This is a genomic window from Dyella kyungheensis (assembly GCF_016905005.1).
Classification (GTDB): domain Bacteria; phylum Pseudomonadota; class Gammaproteobacteria; order Xanthomonadales; family Rhodanobacteraceae; genus Dyella; species Dyella kyungheensis.
In genome coordinates, this window is record NZ_JADIKC010000011.1 from 60978 (window position 1) to 77621 (window position 16644).

The following is a 16644-nucleotide window of genomic DNA, read 5'->3' on the forward strand; positions in this document are numbered from 1 at the left end:
GGATGGCAGCAGCGATGAAGCGCGGGGTCGGCAACGACAGAGAGGGCATCGCCAGCGGGTGGTGCGGGAGAAAGGTCGATAAAGCCGTCACGCCGCTTTGTCGCGAGCAGGGCGGCACAAGCGCCTGTTCCGGGTCAGGGACCGCGAGAGCGGACCGGTGCAGGCGAGCGAACACAGCGCACAAGAAGTGAATAGAGCTGGCGAGCGCAAGGCTCAACGGCAATCACAACATTGAAGCTTTACGGGGAGAGGGTTAACCATGAACACAATCCGTTTGCGACGCAGCGTACTCGCCAGTTCCCTGGCATTCGCGCTTTTCGCGCCACTCGCCTTCGCTCAGTCGGCGCCGTCCGGCAGCGATCAGTCGTCCGCGCAGCAGGCACCCGCGGACGCGCCGGCGCCCGGCAAGTCGAACAAGACCGTCGACTTGCAGGGCGTCACCGTCACCGGCTCGATGATCCCGCGCTCGCAAGTCGAAGGACCGGCGCCGGTGGTTTCCATCACCGCCGAGCAGATCAAGGACCAGGGCTTCACCACGCTGTGGGAATTCCTCGATTCGTTGCCGCAGGTGGGTCAGCAGACTTCGGATCCGGCGTCCTGGGGTTCCAGTTCGGTCAATGCGCGCTCGGTGAACCTGCGCGGCGTCGGCCCCGGCTTCAGCCTGCTGTTGATCGATGGCCATCGCGTGGTGGATTACCCGCAGCCGCTCAACAAGCAGAGCAATTTCCAGAACTACAACAATCTTCCCATCGGCATGATCGATCATGTCGAAGTGCTGGCTTCCGGCGCGTCGTCGATCTACGGTTCGGACGCGGTGGCCGGCGTGATCAACGTGATCCTGAAGAAGAACTACCAGGGTGACGAACTGCAGATCACCGGCGGCGGTGCCACCCGTGGCGGCCGCAACTACGGCGACATCAACTTCTTCGGCGGCAAGTCCGGCAGCAACTGGCACATCCTCTACAACCTCGAGCAGTCCAATCGCACGGCGTTGTGGGGCATGGATCGTCCGTATCAGGACTCGGTGTCCGATGCGGGCTACGGCGCCTGGGGTCCGGCGTCGCGCATGTTCGGTTATCAGTACGACGCTGCCGGCGCCATCGCGCTTTCCGCGACGGATGCCAATGGCCAGTACATCACGCCGCCGGCGGGCAGCTGCTCGAAGTTCACCAACTCGCAGCTCAGCCAGTCGCATTCGGTCACCACCAACGGCGCCCAGGTCACCGGCTCGACCAACAACGGTTACTACTGTTCGCAGCCTGCGCTGTTCCAGAACTGGGTGCTGACGCCTGGCAGCCGCAGCCAGAACGGCTACATCGCCGGCGAGTACGATTTCAGCAACGGCCTGCAGCTGTATGGTTCGGCCGCGCTGTACGACACCACCGGCATCTCCAACACTCAGCTGCCGGTGGAAGTGACTGGCAAGTTCTACGACCAGAGCACGGGGCAGGTGATCAACCAGGGCATCCGCCAGTTGACCGCGCAGGAGATGGGCACGGCGGCCAACACGCATGACCGCGAGCAGAACTGGAACCTGCAGGTCGGCCTGAAGGGCACGATGTTCGACAACCGGTTCAACTGGGATTTGAACCTCAACAGCCAGAAGTACACGGTGCGCGAAGACTATACGGGCATCAACGTCGATGGCATGAACAACTTCTTCCTCGGCAAGCAGCAAGGCACCACCGCCGACGGCCTGCCCATCTACAACATGAACTGGCAGCAGTGGTGGAATCCGATCACCCCGCAGCAGTACGGCCAGTTCGCGGTCAATGGCGAGAACACCTCGTCGTCGTGGCTGGACCAGGCGCAGTTCCGCATCAACGGCGATCTGTTCAAGCTGCCGTGGGTGGATGAGTCGGTAGGTTGGGCTGCGGTGCTCGAAGCCGCGCATAACGGCTTCCTGCTTTCGCCCGATCCGCGTTCGGCCGATCCGAGCACGTTCCAGAATCCGTTCGGTGCGTACCTCACCGGCGGCGGCACGCGTCAGCGCTTCTCGCTGGGCACTGAGTTCCGCGTGCCGATCCTCGACTCGCTGACCTGGACCATCTCCGGCCGCGGCGACAAGTACAACGACGCCAGCATGGCCGACATCGCCAAGACCTGGGGCACCGGCCTGGAATACCGTCCATACGACGGCCTGCTGCTTCGCGGCAGCTACGGCACCAACTTCAAGGCGCCGGACATGCAGGCCATCTACCTGACCGGCTCCACGTCGCCGGTGGGTGATTACCTCGATCCCCTGCAGTGCATCAACGCGATCAAGTCGGGCGTGACCAACAGCACCTGGTGCAGCCTGGTGCAGCGTCCCACCTCGCAGTACTACAACTTGAACACCAACGGCAGCCGCTTGCTGGAGCCGCAGACCGGCCATTCCTGGACTTACGGTTTCGTGTGGCAGATTCCGGGCGTGCAGGGCTTGTCGGTGTCGGCAGACTACTGGCACATGGGCGTGGACAACGCGATCGAGTATCTGGACAAGGACACCGTGCTGGTGGACGAGGCCGGTTGCTTGACCGGCCTGCAGGCCAACGGCACATCGGCGTTGTCGCCGTATACGGCGCACGTGCCGGGTTCGGCCTATTGCCAGATGGTCACCCAGATGGTTCAGCGCAACGCGGCTGGCCAAATCATCTCGGAAGAGTCGGGCCCGATCAACGAAGCCTCGCTGTATGTCAGCGGTATCGATGCGTCGCTGGATTACAAGATCCACACCGACGATTACGGCAACTTCCGCGCCGGCATCAACTACACCGACAACCTCTCGTACAAGCAGCGCGTGCTGGCTTCCGATCCGCTGCAGAACACCCGCTACAACAACGTGGCGAGCCGCATGACCTGGATCGCCGACTGGACCAAGGGCGACTGGAACGTGTCGATCTCCGGTGTGCGCGATGGCAGCATGCGTGCCCCGAACTACGCTGGTTGCGTCGTGCTGCCCAATGGCATCCAGCCGGGCATGGTCAACGTGCAGAACGGCAGCGAGTCGATCAGCACGGGCGTGTGCCAGGTGACGCAGGACGGCAACCCGGTGGCCGTGGACTCCGCGACGTATCGCGGCAGGACGCCGGTGTGGATCACCTGGAACACCGCTGTTGGCTGGAAGTTCAACCCGGATACCACGTTGAAGCTCACCGTATCCAACATCTTCGACAAGGTCGGTGCGATCCCGTACTACGCCGGCGGCTTCGAGTTCGTCACGACGGGCCAGACCGCCGACGAATACAACGGTCGCGAGATTTTCCTGACGTTCGATTACAAGTTCAAATAAGGCTGTGATTCCCAGCCTGCTTCAGGCATGAGTCTCCCCTGTCTGACGGGTCGGCCTCGGCGTTGCCGAGGTCGATCCGCTCATGACGGCAAGGGAGGGCACGTTCCGGTGTGGATCAAGGAGTGAGGCGTATGCCGTCCTGGAAGAAGATCACTCGACACCGTGGCCGGCGCTGGTTAGGCATGGCGTGTGCGCTATGTACAACAGCGGCCGTTGCCGGCGATCCACCGAAAGCTTTTGTGCCGCCGGACGCAGCAACGATCGAACATCAATGGGTGGATGCGAACCGCCCCTTCGATGGCGCGCGTCAGTCCGTTCTCGCGCAAACGGATAAGGTAGCCTGGCAAGGCCCCATGTCTCCGGACTGGAAAAGCCTCACCGCGTATCGCACACCGGCGTGGTATCAGAATGCGAAGTTTGGCATCTTCATCCACTGGGGCGTGTACTCCGTGGCGGCGTACAAGGGCGAGTGGTATCCGCGCCATATGTACGAACGCGGCGGCGAGTACGCCAATTACTACCAACATCAGGTGAGCACCTATGGAGCGATGCCGCAGGTCGGCTACAAGGACCTGATCCCGCGCTTCAAGGCAGAGCATTTCGATCCGCAGGCATGGGCGGCATTGTTCCATGCGGCAGGTGCGCGTTACGTGGTTCCGGTAGCCGAGCACCACGACGGCTTCGCCATGTACGACTCCAAGCTATCCGACTGGACTGCCGTGAAGATGGGGCCCCATCGCGATGTGATCGGCGAGCTGGCCAAGGCGATTCGCGCGCAAGGCATGAAGCTTGGCCTTTCCTCCCATCGCGCGGAACACGATTGGTTCTACGAGTACGGACGCAGCTTCGATTCCGACGTCAACGACCCCAAGTACGCCGCGCTGTACGGGCCGGCACATCCGACTGAGTCGGCCAAGGGTGCGGATGGCAAGGACGTCGATTGGACCTTCGTTTCGGATGCCTATCTCAACGACTGGCTCGCACGTTCGTCTGAAATCGTGCAGGACTACCATCCGGATCTGATGTATTTCGATTGGTGGGTGGGCCAGCCGCGTTTTCGCGGGGCGCTCGCCGAATTTGCCGCCTTCTACTACAACCAGGCGGCATCGCGCGATCAAGGCGTCGTGCTCAATTACAAGCTCGACAACATGATGCCCGGCACCGGCACCTTGAACATCGAGCGAGGGCAGGCGGCCGATATCCTTGCGCAGCCCTGGCAGACCGAAACCTCCGTGAGCCCTGACTCCTGGGGCTACGCCGAGGGCGACACCTACAAGTCGCCCGACGAGATCGTGCAACTGCTCGCCGACGTAGTGAGCAAGAACGGCAACCTGCTGTTGAACATCGGTCCCAAGGCCGACGGTACGATTCCCGACGAGGCAAAAAGCATTCTGCTCGCCGTGGGCCAGTGGCTGAAGCTCAACGGCGATGCCATCTACGGCTCGCGACCCTGGCAGCGCTTCGGCGAAGGCCCAACCCAGGTCGCCGCCGGCACCATGCAAGACACCAAGACCAAGCCCTATACGCCGGAAGACTTCCGGTTCACCACGCACGATGGCCACCTCTATGCCATCGAGATGGAGTGGCCTGCGAATGGGCAGGCGGTGATTCATTCCATCACGCCTTCCATGGCGGTTCGGAAGGTAACGCTGCTGGCAACAGGCACATCGATCGCCTTCAGGCAGAACGCAGACGGCCTGCATCTGGAGTTGCCGAAGCGTCCATCAGGATTACATGCCTACGTGTATCGCATCGATACCCAGGTGGCGTCGGGTCGAATGGATTTGAAAGAACAGCGCTAACGCGACGGCATACGCCGATCCATAAGTGATCTTATTTATAGCAACAGAAACGAAAGCCTCAGCTCAGGCGGCCCTTCGTTGATTATTCACGCCATTTACACGCAATTGCGTGATAGCTTCTCGCCGCTATTTGGGGAATTCAGGTATCAGGTTTAGTCGGCCAATGATGGGGCTCAGCGCCCCGTCAAGCTTCGGCTGATTGGGCTTTTGACGTCCTTTAGGTGTTGCTATTCATGGCCTTGGCGCGCCGGCTTCGGTCGGCGTGATTCATTGCGTCTTTGTGCGTAATCGAACAGGGGTTCGATTGCCATTGAATAATGCGCGCTTTTTGGCCATCCGTGTTTTCTTGCGATTAGCATTGGTTGAATGCCTCGGTTGTATCTCACTCAATAATCAAGGGGAAAATATGCGCTTTAAAAGCCGTCGTTTAGGTTATTTCCTGGCCTGTGGCGCGATCGCCATGTCTTTTGGCAGCGCTGCTTTCGCGGCACCTGTCCAAGGAAAGGCATCGGTCAAGTTGACTCACGTCTTCGCGACGTTGCAGACCGGGCAGGAAGATAAGAAGCCGGAAGACGTCGAAGCCTGCCGCAAGCAGGTGTCGGCCCCGGGTTCCCGGTATCTGGGCATTACCGTCACGACGCAGTACTCCATCGATGCACAGTCGATGATCATGACCGCATCGTCGTCCTTGCCGTCGCCGAAGGCTACGCAGCCGTTGCAGCTCACCGTGAACATGCCGCCGCTGGGTATTGCAGGCCAGTATGCGTTCGGCGCGTTTCGTCCGCCGGTACTGCCGAACAACTACGTGTTGTTCTCGATCGGCCTGGACTTCAAGGGAGCCAAGTCGTCCGTGCTGGTTCTTAACGAGGGCAAGGATTACAACTGCCTTGTCACCAGCGATGCGACGCCTTTCGGCGGTGCATTGAGCGAGAAGCTCGGTTCCCAGCAGAAGTAATCTCCAGGCAGCGGTCACGCTGTTCTAAATAATGTGGAAAAGGAAAGCAGGCTCCTTCAGGGGCCTGCTTGACTGTGTCTGGTCTGCTGGTCTCTGCCCAACCTCGGCGACACGTGCCATAAGGATGCAAAGTGGGCAGCCCGGCTATGCAGCCACTGTCACCGATTGGACATCTTGGCCGTCACATTCACAAAGGTTTAATCCAGCGATATTGAGTGTCGCGTTATCCAACTGACATAAGTTAACGTTAGTCTTTTCGGGATATTCGAGTGGCGGCGTTCAACGCAAGCGGCAGTCACTCGGTCTTCTGGATGCACGTCATGTCGCACGCTTGGTGGATGCTCGTGTTGTCGGGTTGGCTTTGTTGGGGGACGAGCCATGCAGGTGGATTGCAGTCTTCTGCCGGCACGGCTGCCAGTACGGCGGCCGGCATCTATCAGTTCGACATTGGCCCGCAGCCGTTGAGCGCCGCGGTGAAGGCGTTCAGCGATATCACGGGGCAATCGTTATTGGTCGACGAGCGGCTGCTGCTCGGCAAGGTATCGCCGGGTGTGCGCGGTGAATTCGCCGCGGAAGACGCGCTTCGTCGGTTGCTGGCGGGCACGGGTCTGCATGAGCGTTATGCATCGGACAAGGCATTCACGCTCGAATCGTCCGGGGGCAATGGCACGCAGAGCATGGGCGAGAACGGCTCTCAAGCGGCCAACGACGATGCCTGGGAGGGTTACGGTGCTGCGGTACAGGCGTCGCTGGAACGCGAATTGTGCCAGCTGCCGAATGCGAAGCCCGGCACCTACCGGCTGGCATTACAAGTATGGATAGACGATGAGGGCAGGGTGGATCGCGTACGTTTGCTCGGCAGCACCGGAATACAGGCGCGCGATGCCGCGATCAGCAGCGCGCTTGAAGGCGTGCGATTGGAGCCGCCGCCGGCCGGCCTGGATCAACCCATGACGCTGCTGCTATTGCCGGCAGGAAAACCGCATGCGTCGACCTGCGGGGCGCCCGTCGCCTCGCGAGCCTGAGCCGCGATGGAGCCGTCATCGCTCTCGCTGCTGGGCTTGTTCATGCAATGGCGGCCGGAACTGCGGCGGCGCCTGCGCCGCCGCCTGGGGTCGGACGAACTGGTCAACGACGTGCTGCAGGAAACCTATCTGCGGGTGGAGCGGATGGGCGATACCTCGGTGATATCGCACAACCCCGAGGGCTATCTGTTTCGGATGGCGTTGAACGTCGCCGCCGACCAGCGCCAGGCGGATTCGCGCTATCTGACCGGCGAAGAAGTGGAAGAGCTGCTGCACTTCGCCGACGACGCGCTCGATCCCGCGCGGATCGTGCATGCGCGGATCGAGGTGGCCGCACTGGAGCAGGCCATGGGCGAGCTGACCGAGCGGCAGCGCGCCATCCTCATTGCCGCCCGGGTCGACGACCTGCCGCAGCAGGAAATCGCCGACCGCTTCCGGATTTCGGTGCGCATGGTGGGCAAGGAGCTCAAGCGGGCGCTCGAACATTGTGGACAGCGTCTCGATCGTCGTGTGGTTCAGCGGTTCGGTCCCGGGGCCGGAAAAGAGTCTTAAGGGTATGAGTTCACGTTCTTCCGTCCAGGGTCACGCTTCGGCGCTTCATCGCGAGGCGCGCGATTGGCTGCTTGTACTGACCTCAGGCCGTGCCACCACCAACGATGCCGCGGGCTTCAAGCAGTGGTGCGCACAGAGCACGGCGCACGCGCAGGCATTCGCCGAAACGCGGCTCCTGTGGGAAAACCTCGGCACGGCCGGGCGCCAACTGCGCGAACGCGAGCCAGCGGTCGCCAGGCACGGACGCATGACGCGCCGCGCCTTCCTGGGCGGCGCGGTAGCCGCGTCGGCCGCCCTGCTGGTGGCCCGTTCGCCGCTGCATATGTGGCCCAGCTTGCCGGACGTGATGGCGGATTACCGTACCGCCACCGGCGAGCAGCGGCAGATCGAAGTGAGCCCCGGCGTCGTGGTGGAAATGAACACGCAGACGGCGATGAATGTGCGCAGGTCGGAAGGGCGCGCCGTAGGCATCGAATTGCTGACGGGGGAAATCCAGTTGCAGGTATCGGACGGGTATGCCGGTGCCTTCGAAGTGAAGGCTTTGCAGGGAGGCATCCACGCGGCCTCGGGCGCGCTTTGCAACGTGCGCTGCCTTGATGGCCGGGTCCAAGTGACCGGCCTGGACGGAAACATCCGCGTGGCTTACCAGGGACGGTCGGAGTCGTTGGGTCGCGCCCAACAAGCCGGCTACGGCAGCGATGGGCTGTCGCCGGTGGCGCCGGCCGATACCGACGAAGCGATCGCCTGGCGTCGCCGCGTACTGGTCTTCGACGACCGGCCGCTCTCCGAAGTGATTGCGGAGATCAACCGCTACCGTCCCGGCAAGATCATCCTGACCAACGACCAATTGGCGTCGCGCAAGGTGCACGCCCAGGTGTCGCTCAACCAGCTGGGCGACGTCGCCTCGCTCATCCACCAGGCCTTTGGTGCGTCCGTGCGCTCGTTGCCCGGCGGCATCGTGCTGGTCAGCTGATCTTTCTCCCTTTGTCGTAGACATCGCCGCTTCTCGGCAGGCGCGGCGTGGGTGCGTGCGCGTGTGAGCGTGACGGCTTGAATGACAGTTTGGTTTCCGTTGCCGCGCAAAACCGCTGAAACAGTCGCTGACATGAATTTTTCGTGACTTGGTTCAGTCCCTTCATCGGCAGGCCGTCTTTCTGGGCAAGGACAAATGCTGGGGCTTGGATGCCCACTTTCTCTTCCGCCCGGACCCGCTCCGGACGGCCGTATTGACGAGAGGGAAGGGCAAGGCCGCACGGCCTGGCCCAGGGAAGGTTTTGCGTGAAAGGATCGAGCGACATCGGGATGTTGGGAAGGCCATCCAGTGGAAGGGAGCGCGGCACTTTTCGTCGACGCAGGCTGGCTTGCCCGACCCGGCACGGCAGCTACTCGAGTGCCGCCGAGACAGGCGACGCGAATCGGACATGCGTTTGTCGTCTTTTGGTTAGAACCGCAGGCGTACCCTCGCACGTCGCGCTCGCGCGAAGCGTAGCGCGAGCGCTCAGGGGGCGGGTGTGCGCATGAACGACGGCAAGGGAATGGCGTGGCGCGGGCGTTTCAAGCCGCTGGTATTCGCGTTGATGTGCGCCTATGGCGCCGCACACGCCGAGCAAGCCAGCAACACGGCCCAGCCGCCCGCACGTTTCGACGTGAACGAATACCTAGTGCGCGGCAACCATCTGCTGGACCCGGTGGAAATCGAGCAGACCGTCGAACCGTATCTCGGTCCGGGCCGCAGTCTTGACGACGTGCACGCGGCCCGCGATGCGTTGCAGAAGGTCTACCAGGCCAAGGGCTACCAGTCCGTGGTGGTGGAACTGCCGCCGCAGCAAGTGAAGGATGGCGTGCTGCTGTTGCAGGTAACCGAGAACAGCATCGGCCGCGTGCGCGTGGAAGGCGCGAAATACCACTCGCCCGAAGCCATTCGCGATGCCGTGCCCGCGCTCGCCGAAGGACGCGTGCCGAACTTCACGCAGGCGCAGGCGGAACTGGCGCAGGTCAATACGCAGCCCGGCCAGCAGGTCGTGCCGGTGCTCAAGCCCGGCAGCCTGCCGCAGACCATGGACGTGACGTTGAAGGTCAACGACACGTACCCCTTGCACGCCAGCGTGGAAGTGAACAACGACCACAGCGCCGACACGCCGGAGTTGCGCACCGTCGCCAACGTCCGCTACGACAACCTGTGGCAGGCGGGCCACACGATTTCCGCCACGTATATCGTTGCGCCGCAGGATCGCCATGCGGCCGAGGTCTATGCGCTGTCGTACCTTGCGCCGCTCAACAGCGATTGGTCGCTGCTGGGCTCGGGCTACAAGTCCAACAGCAACGCGAACACGCTGGGCGGCACCACGGTGCTGGGCAAGGGCAATTCCGAAACCCTGCAGGCAACGCGGAACCTGCCGCTGCTCGGTGCGTACAGCCAGTCGCTTTCGTTCGGCATCAGCCACAAGCACTTCGACCAGAACATCACGCTGGGCGAGCAGACCTCCAAGGTGCCGATCACCTACGACCCGCTCAGCATCACCTATAGCGGCCAACGCAGCGGCGAGCGTTCAAGCCTCGGTTTCTCGCTGACCGGCAATCTGGGCTGGAGCGGCCTGGGCAGCTCGCGCACCGAATTCGACAACCTTCGCTACAAGGCGAAGGACAACTACATCTACGTGCATTCGGATCTCAACTACACCCACCTGCTGGGCGGCGACTTCTCCCTCGCCGTGCGCGGCAGCGTGCAGCTGTCCGATTCGCCGCTGATCTCCAGCGAACAGTTTGCGGCCGGTGGCGCGAGCAGCGTGCGCGGCTATCTGTCCGCCGAGGAAACCGGCGACAACGGCGCGGTGGCTTCGGTGGAATTGCGCAGCCCGTCGCTGGCCGGTGCCGTGGGGCATTTCGTCGACGACTGGCGCTTCCATCTGTTTCTCGACGGCGGCCGCGTGCTGCTGATCGATCCGCTGCCCGACCAGCAAAGCCGTTTCAACCTGCTCAGCACCGGCGTCGGCACGCGTTTCAGCGTGTTCCGGATGCTCAGCGGCGAAATCGAATTCGCTTATCCGTTGCATGACGGCACGCGCACACGCGCGCGCAACGGGCAGGTGCTCTTCAGCCTGAAAGCCAACCTGTGAAGGACCTGGCCATGACTCGCTCACTCCATGGATTCCCGACGTTTAAGGGTGGAACTACGATGCGTTACCTGATCTTTGCATGCCTGCTATGCCTTTCGTGGATGGCGCGCCCCGTCCAGGCCGCCGACGTCGCCTGGTGGAACGACGACTGGACCTATCGAAAGCCGATCACCATCGACACCACGCCCAAGGGTGCCAGCATGACGCCGGCCACCGGCCGCGTACCGCTGTTGATACGCCTGCACTCGGGCAACTTCCAGTTCGACGGCGTGGCGAAGAACGGCGCCGACCTGCGTTTCATCGCCGCCGATGGCAAGACGCCGCTGAACTACGAAGTGGAAACGTTCGATCCCGTGATGGGCGTCGGCCAGGTCTGGGTGGACAGCGCCGACTTGCCCACGAACGGCCAGCAGACCATCTGGATGTACTACGGCAACAGCAAGGCGCCGGTGCAGAGCAGCGGCGCGGCAACGTTCGATGCCGACTACACGGCGGTCTATCACTTCGATGAAGGTGCCGGCACGCCGCCCAAGGACGCCACGGCCTATGCCAACAACGCGCCGAAGGGTGCGGTGCGCACGGTCGACGGCGGCGTGGTCGGCCGCGCGGCGCGATTCGACGGAAGCACGCCGGTCGAAGTGCCGGCGAGCACGTCGCTCAACACCACCGACGGCAGCGGCTTCACTTTCAGCACCTGGATCAAGCTCGATGCGGTTCCCACGGCGCCCACGGCGATCTATGTGCGCCGCCAGGAAGGCCGCGCGCTGGTCATCGGACTGGCCGATGGTGCGCCGTTCGTCGAAGTGGACGGCGAGCAATCGCAGCGCTCGCCCGCCGGTGAGCCGCTGAAGGCGGGCCAGTGGACGCATCTTGCGGTGACCGGCGAAGCGGGCCATGTCCGCCTCTACGTCAACGGCCGCGCTTACGGTGAAGTGGCGGCATCGATGCCTGCGTTCAGCACGGCCGCTACGCTGGGTGGCGATACGGCAGTCGCCGGATCGGCGCTCGCCAACCTTACCGGCGAACTGGACGAATTGCGCCTATCGCGGGTGGCGCGTCCCGCTGCGCTGATCGCCATGGATGCCGCCTCCCAGGGCGCCGAGTCGCGCCTGCTGCAGTACGGCGAAGACGAGAAGAAGTCCGGCTTCGGCTTCGGCTACTTCGGCATCATCGTGAAATCGGTGACGGTCGACGCGTGGGTGGTCATCGCGATCCTGCTGGTGATGGCGCTGGTTTCCTGGGTGGTGATGTGGAACAAGGGGCGCTATGTCAGCAGCGTCACCAATGCCAACGATCGCTTCATCGATCGCTTCCGCAGCCTGGGCAGCGACCTGTTGGGCATGTCCGACGGACAGAACTTGGCGAACGAATTTTCCGACTCCTCGCTGTATCGCCTGTATGAAGTGGGCAAGAAGGAAGTGTGGCGCCGCCGCGACAGCCACGGGCGCGTGGTGATCGCCAGCGAGTCGATCGAAGCGATCCGCGCCGTGATGGACTCCACCCTGGTGCGCGAAAACCAGAAGCTGTCGCGCTCCATGGTGATGCTCACCATCGCGATCTCCGGCGGTCCGTTCCTTGGCCTGCTCGGCACCGTGGTCGGCGTGATGATCACCTTCGCCGCCATTGCCGCGGCGGGCGACGTCAACATCAACGCCATCGCGCCCGGTATCTCCGCTGCGTTGCTCGCGACCGTGGCCGGCCTGTTCGTCGCCATTCCCGCGCTGTTTGGCTACAACTACCTGTTGACCCGCAACAAGGCGGTGACGGCGAACATGCAGGTGTTCGTCGACGAATTCGTCACGCGCCTCGCCGAGCTCCATCGGGATATCGACCAGACCACGGTCACCGCCTGAGGAGCATGCCATGCAGGTTCAAGACGACGACAAGCCGTACGACGACATCAACATCACGCCGATGCTCGACCTGGCGTACGTGTTGCTGGTGATCTTCATCATCATGACCACGGCCTCGGTGCAGGGCGTGAAGGTGAACCTGCCCAAGGCCAGCACGTCGGTCAGCCTGGCCAAGCCGCAGACCAAGGCGATCACGGTGTCCGATAGCGGGCAGATCTTCCTCGATGCGTTTCCGGTGAGCCTGAGCGAACTGGAGCAGCGCCTGCGCACGCAGAAAGCGGTGACGCCCGATTTCCCGGTGATCGTGAAGGGCGACTCCAATGTGCAGTACCAGAAGGTGGTCGACATTCTCGACCTCCTGCGCCGCCTGGATCTTTCGCAGGTCGGCCTGGTCACCGGCAAGCAGCAAGGCTGACGGTGCGAGGGCCAGCCATGAACGCACCGGCACCAAGCAATGGCGGATGGAAACGCTGGCGTGGACGCATCGTCGTCGCCGCTGTCGTGATCGTGGCCGGACTTTTGATTTGGCAACTGGCAGGGCATCAGGTGGGCGTGCGCCGCTCGGCGCCGCGCATCGCCACCATCACGCCGTTGCCACCACCGCCACCGCCGCCGAAAGAGAAGCCTCCCGAGCCGAAAAAGGTGGAAGAGACCAAACAGGAATTGCCCAAGCTCAACGAGCCGATGAAACCCGTCGATGCACCCAAGCAGGCGCCGGATCTGGCCAAGCAGGTCACCATCAATGGCCCTGCCCAGGCCGGCAACGACTCGTTCAACATCGGTGCGGGCGACGGCGGCGGCATGGTCGGCAGCGGCGGCGGCAACGGTGTCGGCGGCGCTTCCTACGAGCAATACCTGGGCTACGCGCTGCAGCAGGCGATCGAGCGCGACGACCGTACGCGCCGGCTCGCCTTCGACGTAAAGGCCAGCCTGTGGATCGAGCCGGACGGCCGCGTGTCGCGCATCGAACTGATCACGCCCAGCGGCTCGTCCACCACCGATCGCGCGCTGATCGACGTGCTGCAGGGCCTGCATGTCGATACGCCGCCGCCACCCACCATGCGCATGCCGATACGCGCCGCCATCCGCGGACGCCGACCGGTATGAACACCCCGTCTTTGTTCTTCCCTTGCTTGCCGCAGGGCAACACCACGCATTGGAGAAAGTCATGAGTTCCAGGAATGCTCAGCGCGCAGGCGCGCGCTTCAAGCGCCGTGCACTGTGCGCCAGCATCGCCACGCTGCTGGCAGTCACCTCTCTGTCCACGCTGGCGCAGGATGCCGCACCGTCGCCCAACGCCACTATCAACCTGATCCGGCTGATGGTGAAGAAGGGTCTGATCAGCCAGTCCGACGCCGACGGCCTGATTTCGCAGGCGAATGCGGAAGCGGTGCAGGCGCAACGCACGGCGGCCACGGCGCAGGCAGCGAAACCGCCGGTCGATGGCGCGCAACCCGGCGACGTGCGGGTCACCTATGTGCCGCAGAGCGTGCGCAACGAGATCCGCGAGCAGGTCAAGCAGGAAGTGGTCGCGCAGGCCAAGAGCGAGCACTGGGCCACGCCCAATGCGTTGCCGGAATGGCTGGACCGCATCAGCTGGTCGGGCGATATCCGCGTGCGCGACGAGTCGTGGCTGTACAGCCGCAGCAACTCGCCGTACTTCATCGACTACGCGACGCTCAATCGCAACGGTCCGTTCGACATCAACCAGATCGCCCAGGGCGTCAACCCGCCGCTGCTCAATTCGCAGCAGAACCGCATGTCGATCCTGGACATGCAGGCGCATCTGGCGATGACGGCCAAGGTGGCCGACACCGTGACGGCGGGCGTGCGTATCGGCACCGGCAACGACAACAGCCCGGTCTCGACCACGCAGGCCCTGGGCGGCGGCCTGGTCAAGAAGGACCTCTGGCTGGATCGCGCATGGATCCAGTGGCAGCCGTACAGCTGGGGCTCGCTCACCGCCGGCCGCATGGCCAATCCGTTCTTCGCCACCGACCTGATCTACTCGCCGGAACTCAACTTCGACGGCGTCGCCGGCAAGTTCAACGTGCCGATCGACGGCGACTTCGAGAGCTTCGCCACCGCCGGCTTGTTTCCGATCCAGTACACCGGCAACAACAGCCCGACGCAGGCGTTCGGTTACGACAAGAACCACTCGGACAACCGCTGGCTGTCGGCCCTGCAGCTGGGCGCGACCTGGCATATCGACGAGGACATGAAGTGGAGCGCCGCGGTGGCGTACTACTTCTTCGAGGGCATGCGCGGCAAGCTGTCCGAACCGTGCCCCATCTACACCGGCATCAACTACTGCAGCACGGACGACGACGCGCCCGCCTACATGCTCAAGGGCAACACGCTATTCCTGTTGCGCGACATCGTGCCCGACCCGGCCTCGCCGAGTAATTACGCGCAGCCGCAGTTCGTCGGCCTGTCGTACGACTACCACCTGGCCAACGTCACCTCCACCTTCGACTTCAAGATCGGGCAGACGCCGGCACGCATCCAGGCCGACTACGTGCGCAACATGGCCTATCACGCCAAGGATGCGCTGACCCGTTACGCCAATGGCCTCGGTACGCCGGTGAACAACTACGAAAGCGGTACCACGGCGACGGAGACCGGCCCGTACAAGAGCGGCCCGGTGGGCTGGCTGGTGCGCGGCATCCTGGGCAATCCCAACCCGATGGCCGCGAACGATTGGAACGTCACCTTCGGCTACAAGTATCTGCAGCCGGACGCCGTGCTCGATGGACTGACCGATGTGAACTTCCACCTCGGCGGTACCAACGCCAAGGGCTTCATCTTCACGGCGGACTACGGCATTGCCACGCGCACCTGGCTGTCGGCGCGCTACTTCAATGCCAAGCAGGTGTACGGGCCGCCGCTGTCGATCGACGTGGTGCAGCTCGAGATCAACACCAAGTTCTGAGGAGGTTGCCCATGAAAGCCAAGTCACGTATCGCCCTGTTGCTCGTGTTGCTCGGGCTGGCGGGTTCGCTGCACGCGCAGACGCTGGAAGAACAGTTGCGCAGCCAGCTGCGTGATGCGCGCAGCCAGCTGCAGGATCTGCAGAACGACCAGGCCAGCTGGCAGGCCCAGAAGGCCTCGGCGGAGAGCGAGCGCGACCAGGCCCGCAAGGCGCTGGAACAGGCGCAGGCCGAGCTGGCTGGCTACAAATCCGGCGCGGCCGGCGACGGCGCGGCGTTGAAAAGCGAGCGCGATGCGCGGCAGCGTGCGGAAGAGGGGATGCAGCAGAACCGCAAGGCGGTCGCGGAGAACGCATCGCGCCTGCAGGATCAGCAGGCGCGCAACACGATGCTGACGACGCAGCTGGACGCGGCCCATAAGGAACTGGCTACCTGCACGGCACGCAACGAGGCGCTGTACACGATCGGCAACGAAGTGGTCGATGCCTATGCGCATGTCGACATGGGCACCATAGTGGCGTCCCGCCAACCGTTCGCCGCGTCAGCTCGGGTGAAGTTGGAGAACGCGGCGCAAGGGTACGGCGACCGCCTTTACGAGCAACGCTATCGGCCCGCCGCAGGAGCGGCGCAGCCGTGAAGGCATCGTGCGCAGGCGTGCGAAAGCCGCCGGGCGGACCGTGGTTCATCGTGTTTATCGGGGTTCTGGCGACCGCATGCGCCGGACAGGTGACGGCGGCGGAAACGCCGCCGTCGTCTTCATCGGTCGCCTCGCCCAGCTGCGTGGACGTGAGCATCAACCAGCATGCCGTACTGGCGTTCGACTGTCTCAGCCGCGCACTGGCCACGGGCTCGCAACAGCCCGTAGCGCCGCAGCCGGCGCTGGATGCGGTGGCGAACGAGCCGTCGAACCGGCAGGTGGGTCAGTACAACTTTTCCGCGCTGAGCCATCGCATGGGCTCCAACCTCGGCAAATCGGTGTATCCGCAACGTCCGCCGGTCGCGGCTCCCGCACCACCCGCCGTACAACTGGGCCCGGGGCATTGAATGCGCGCACATGACAGCCGATGTGACGGCTTGGTGTCGATGCGGATGTCCATCACAGGCCGCGTGCGCGCTCATGAAGTTTTGGTGACAACGGTT

Annotated in this window: 13 protein-coding genes; all 13 read left to right on the forward strand. The window is 63.3% G+C overall.

Annotated elements, in window-relative coordinates; genetic code table 11:
- Positions 1 to 259: 259 nt before the first annotated feature.
- The 13 genes from ISP20_RS19755 to ISP20_RS19815 all read left to right on the forward strand — a co-directional run bounded on the left by ISP20_RS19755 (position 260) and on the right by ISP20_RS19815 (position 16548).
- The gene (locus ISP20_RS19755; protein ID WP_204637858.1) at positions 260 to 3271 is read left to right on the forward strand and encodes a TonB-dependent receptor plug domain-containing protein; all 3012 of its coding nucleotides are present in this window, start codon (positions 260 to 262) and stop codon (positions 3269 to 3271) included.
- Between the two features lie 182 nt (positions 3272 to 3453).
- A complete protein-coding gene (locus tag ISP20_RS19760; protein WP_204637883.1) occupies positions 3454 to 5073 on the forward strand; it encodes an alpha-L-fucosidase in 1620 nt (539 codons plus the stop codon).
- Positions 5074 to 5533: 460 nt separating this feature from the next.
- Entirely contained in the window at positions 5534 to 6028 is a 495-nt protein-coding gene (locus ISP20_RS19765; RefSeq protein WP_204637884.1) for a hypothetical protein, read from the forward strand.
- 389 nt (positions 6029 to 6417) lie between these two features.
- Positions 6418 to 7053: a secretin and TonB N-terminal domain-containing protein gene (locus tag ISP20_RS19770; protein ID WP_204637859.1), complete on the forward strand. Its 636-nt coding sequence runs from the start codon at positions 6418 to 6420 to the stop codon at positions 7051 to 7053.
- Between the two features lie 42 nt (positions 7054 to 7095).
- Positions 7096 to 7605, forward strand: coding sequence for an RNA polymerase sigma factor (locus tag ISP20_RS19775; RefSeq protein ID WP_239536205.1), 510 nt, complete (start codon positions 7096 to 7098; stop codon positions 7603 to 7605).
- Between the two features lie 4 nt (positions 7606 to 7609).
- Entirely contained in the window at positions 7610 to 8578 is a 969-nt protein-coding gene (locus ISP20_RS19780; RefSeq protein ID WP_204637861.1) for a FecR family protein, read from the forward strand.
- Positions 8579 to 9122: 544 nt separating this feature from the next.
- Positions 9123 to 10721 (forward strand): ShlB/FhaC/HecB family hemolysin secretion/activation protein, encoded by a 1599-nt coding sequence (locus ISP20_RS19785; RefSeq protein WP_204637862.1) that lies wholly within the window; start codon positions 9123 to 9125, stop codon positions 10719 to 10721.
- Between the two features lie 59 nt (positions 10722 to 10780).
- A complete protein-coding gene (locus ISP20_RS19790; RefSeq protein WP_204637863.1) occupies positions 10781 to 12574 on the forward strand; it encodes a DUF2341 domain-containing protein in 1794 nt (597 codons plus the stop codon).
- 10 nt (positions 12575 to 12584) lie between these two features.
- On the forward strand, positions 12585 to 12989 hold the full coding sequence (locus tag ISP20_RS19795; RefSeq protein WP_046973016.1) for an ExbD/TolR family protein: 405 nt from the start codon (positions 12585 to 12587) through the stop codon (positions 12987 to 12989).
- Positions 12990 to 13006: 17 nt separating this feature from the next.
- Positions 13007 to 13681 (forward strand): TonB C-terminal domain-containing protein, encoded by a 675-nt coding sequence (locus ISP20_RS19800; protein WP_204637864.1) that lies wholly within the window; start codon positions 13007 to 13009, stop codon positions 13679 to 13681.
- Positions 13682 to 13742: 61 nt separating this feature from the next.
- Positions 13743 to 15506 carry a putative porin gene (locus ISP20_RS19805; RefSeq protein ID WP_204637865.1) on the forward strand — a complete coding sequence of 588 codons (1764 nt, stop codon included), beginning with the start codon at positions 13743 to 13745 and terminating at the stop codon, positions 15504 to 15506.
- 11 nt (positions 15507 to 15517) lie between these two features.
- Positions 15518 to 16141 carry a hypothetical protein gene (locus ISP20_RS19810; RefSeq protein WP_204637866.1) on the forward strand — a complete coding sequence of 208 codons (624 nt, stop codon included), beginning with the start codon at positions 15518 to 15520 and terminating at the stop codon, positions 16139 to 16141.
- Entirely contained in the window at positions 16138 to 16548 is a 411-nt protein-coding gene (locus tag ISP20_RS19815; RefSeq protein ID WP_204637867.1) for a hypothetical protein, read from the forward strand. The genes ISP20_RS19810 and ISP20_RS19815 overlap by 4 nt, the downstream gene beginning before the upstream one ends.
- Positions 16549 to 16644 lie beyond the last annotated feature (96 nt).

Excerpts from the sequence above, each read along its gene's own strand:
- ISP20_RS19785 (WP_204637862.1), top strand. The coding sequence starts at position 9,123 with ATGAACGACGGCAAGGGAATGGCGTGGCGCGGGCGTTTCAAGCCGCTG.
- ISP20_RS19755 (WP_204637858.1), top strand. The coding sequence starts at position 260 with ATGAACACAATCCGTTTGCGACGCAGCGTACTCGCCAGTTCCCTGGCA.
- ISP20_RS19780 (WP_204637861.1), top strand. The coding sequence starts at position 7,610 with ATGAGTTCACGTTCTTCCGTCCAGGGTCACGCTTCGGCGCTTCATCGC.
- ISP20_RS19805 (WP_204637865.1), top strand. The coding sequence starts at position 13,743 with ATGAGTTCCAGGAATGCTCAGCGCGCAGGCGCGCGCTTCAAGCGCCGT.
- ISP20_RS19790 (WP_204637863.1), top strand. The coding sequence starts at position 10,781 with ATGCGTTACCTGATCTTTGCATGCCTGCTATGCCTTTCGTGGATGGCG.
- ISP20_RS19760 (WP_204637883.1), top strand. The coding sequence starts at position 3,454 with ATGGCGTGTGCGCTATGTACAACAGCGGCCGTTGCCGGCGATCCACCG.
- ISP20_RS19765 (WP_204637884.1), top strand. The coding sequence starts at position 5,534 with ATGTCTTTTGGCAGCGCTGCTTTCGCGGCACCTGTCCAAGGAAAGGCA.
- ISP20_RS19775 (WP_239536205.1), top strand. The coding sequence starts at position 7,096 with ATGCAATGGCGGCCGGAACTGCGGCGGCGCCTGCGCCGCCGCCTGGGG.
- ISP20_RS19810 (WP_204637866.1), top strand. The coding sequence starts at position 15,518 with ATGAAAGCCAAGTCACGTATCGCCCTGTTGCTCGTGTTGCTCGGGCTG.
- ISP20_RS19795 (WP_046973016.1), top strand. The coding sequence starts at position 12,585 with ATGCAGGTTCAAGACGACGACAAGCCGTACGACGACATCAACATCACG.
- ISP20_RS19800 (WP_204637864.1), top strand. The coding sequence starts at position 13,007 with ATGAACGCACCGGCACCAAGCAATGGCGGATGGAAACGCTGGCGTGGA.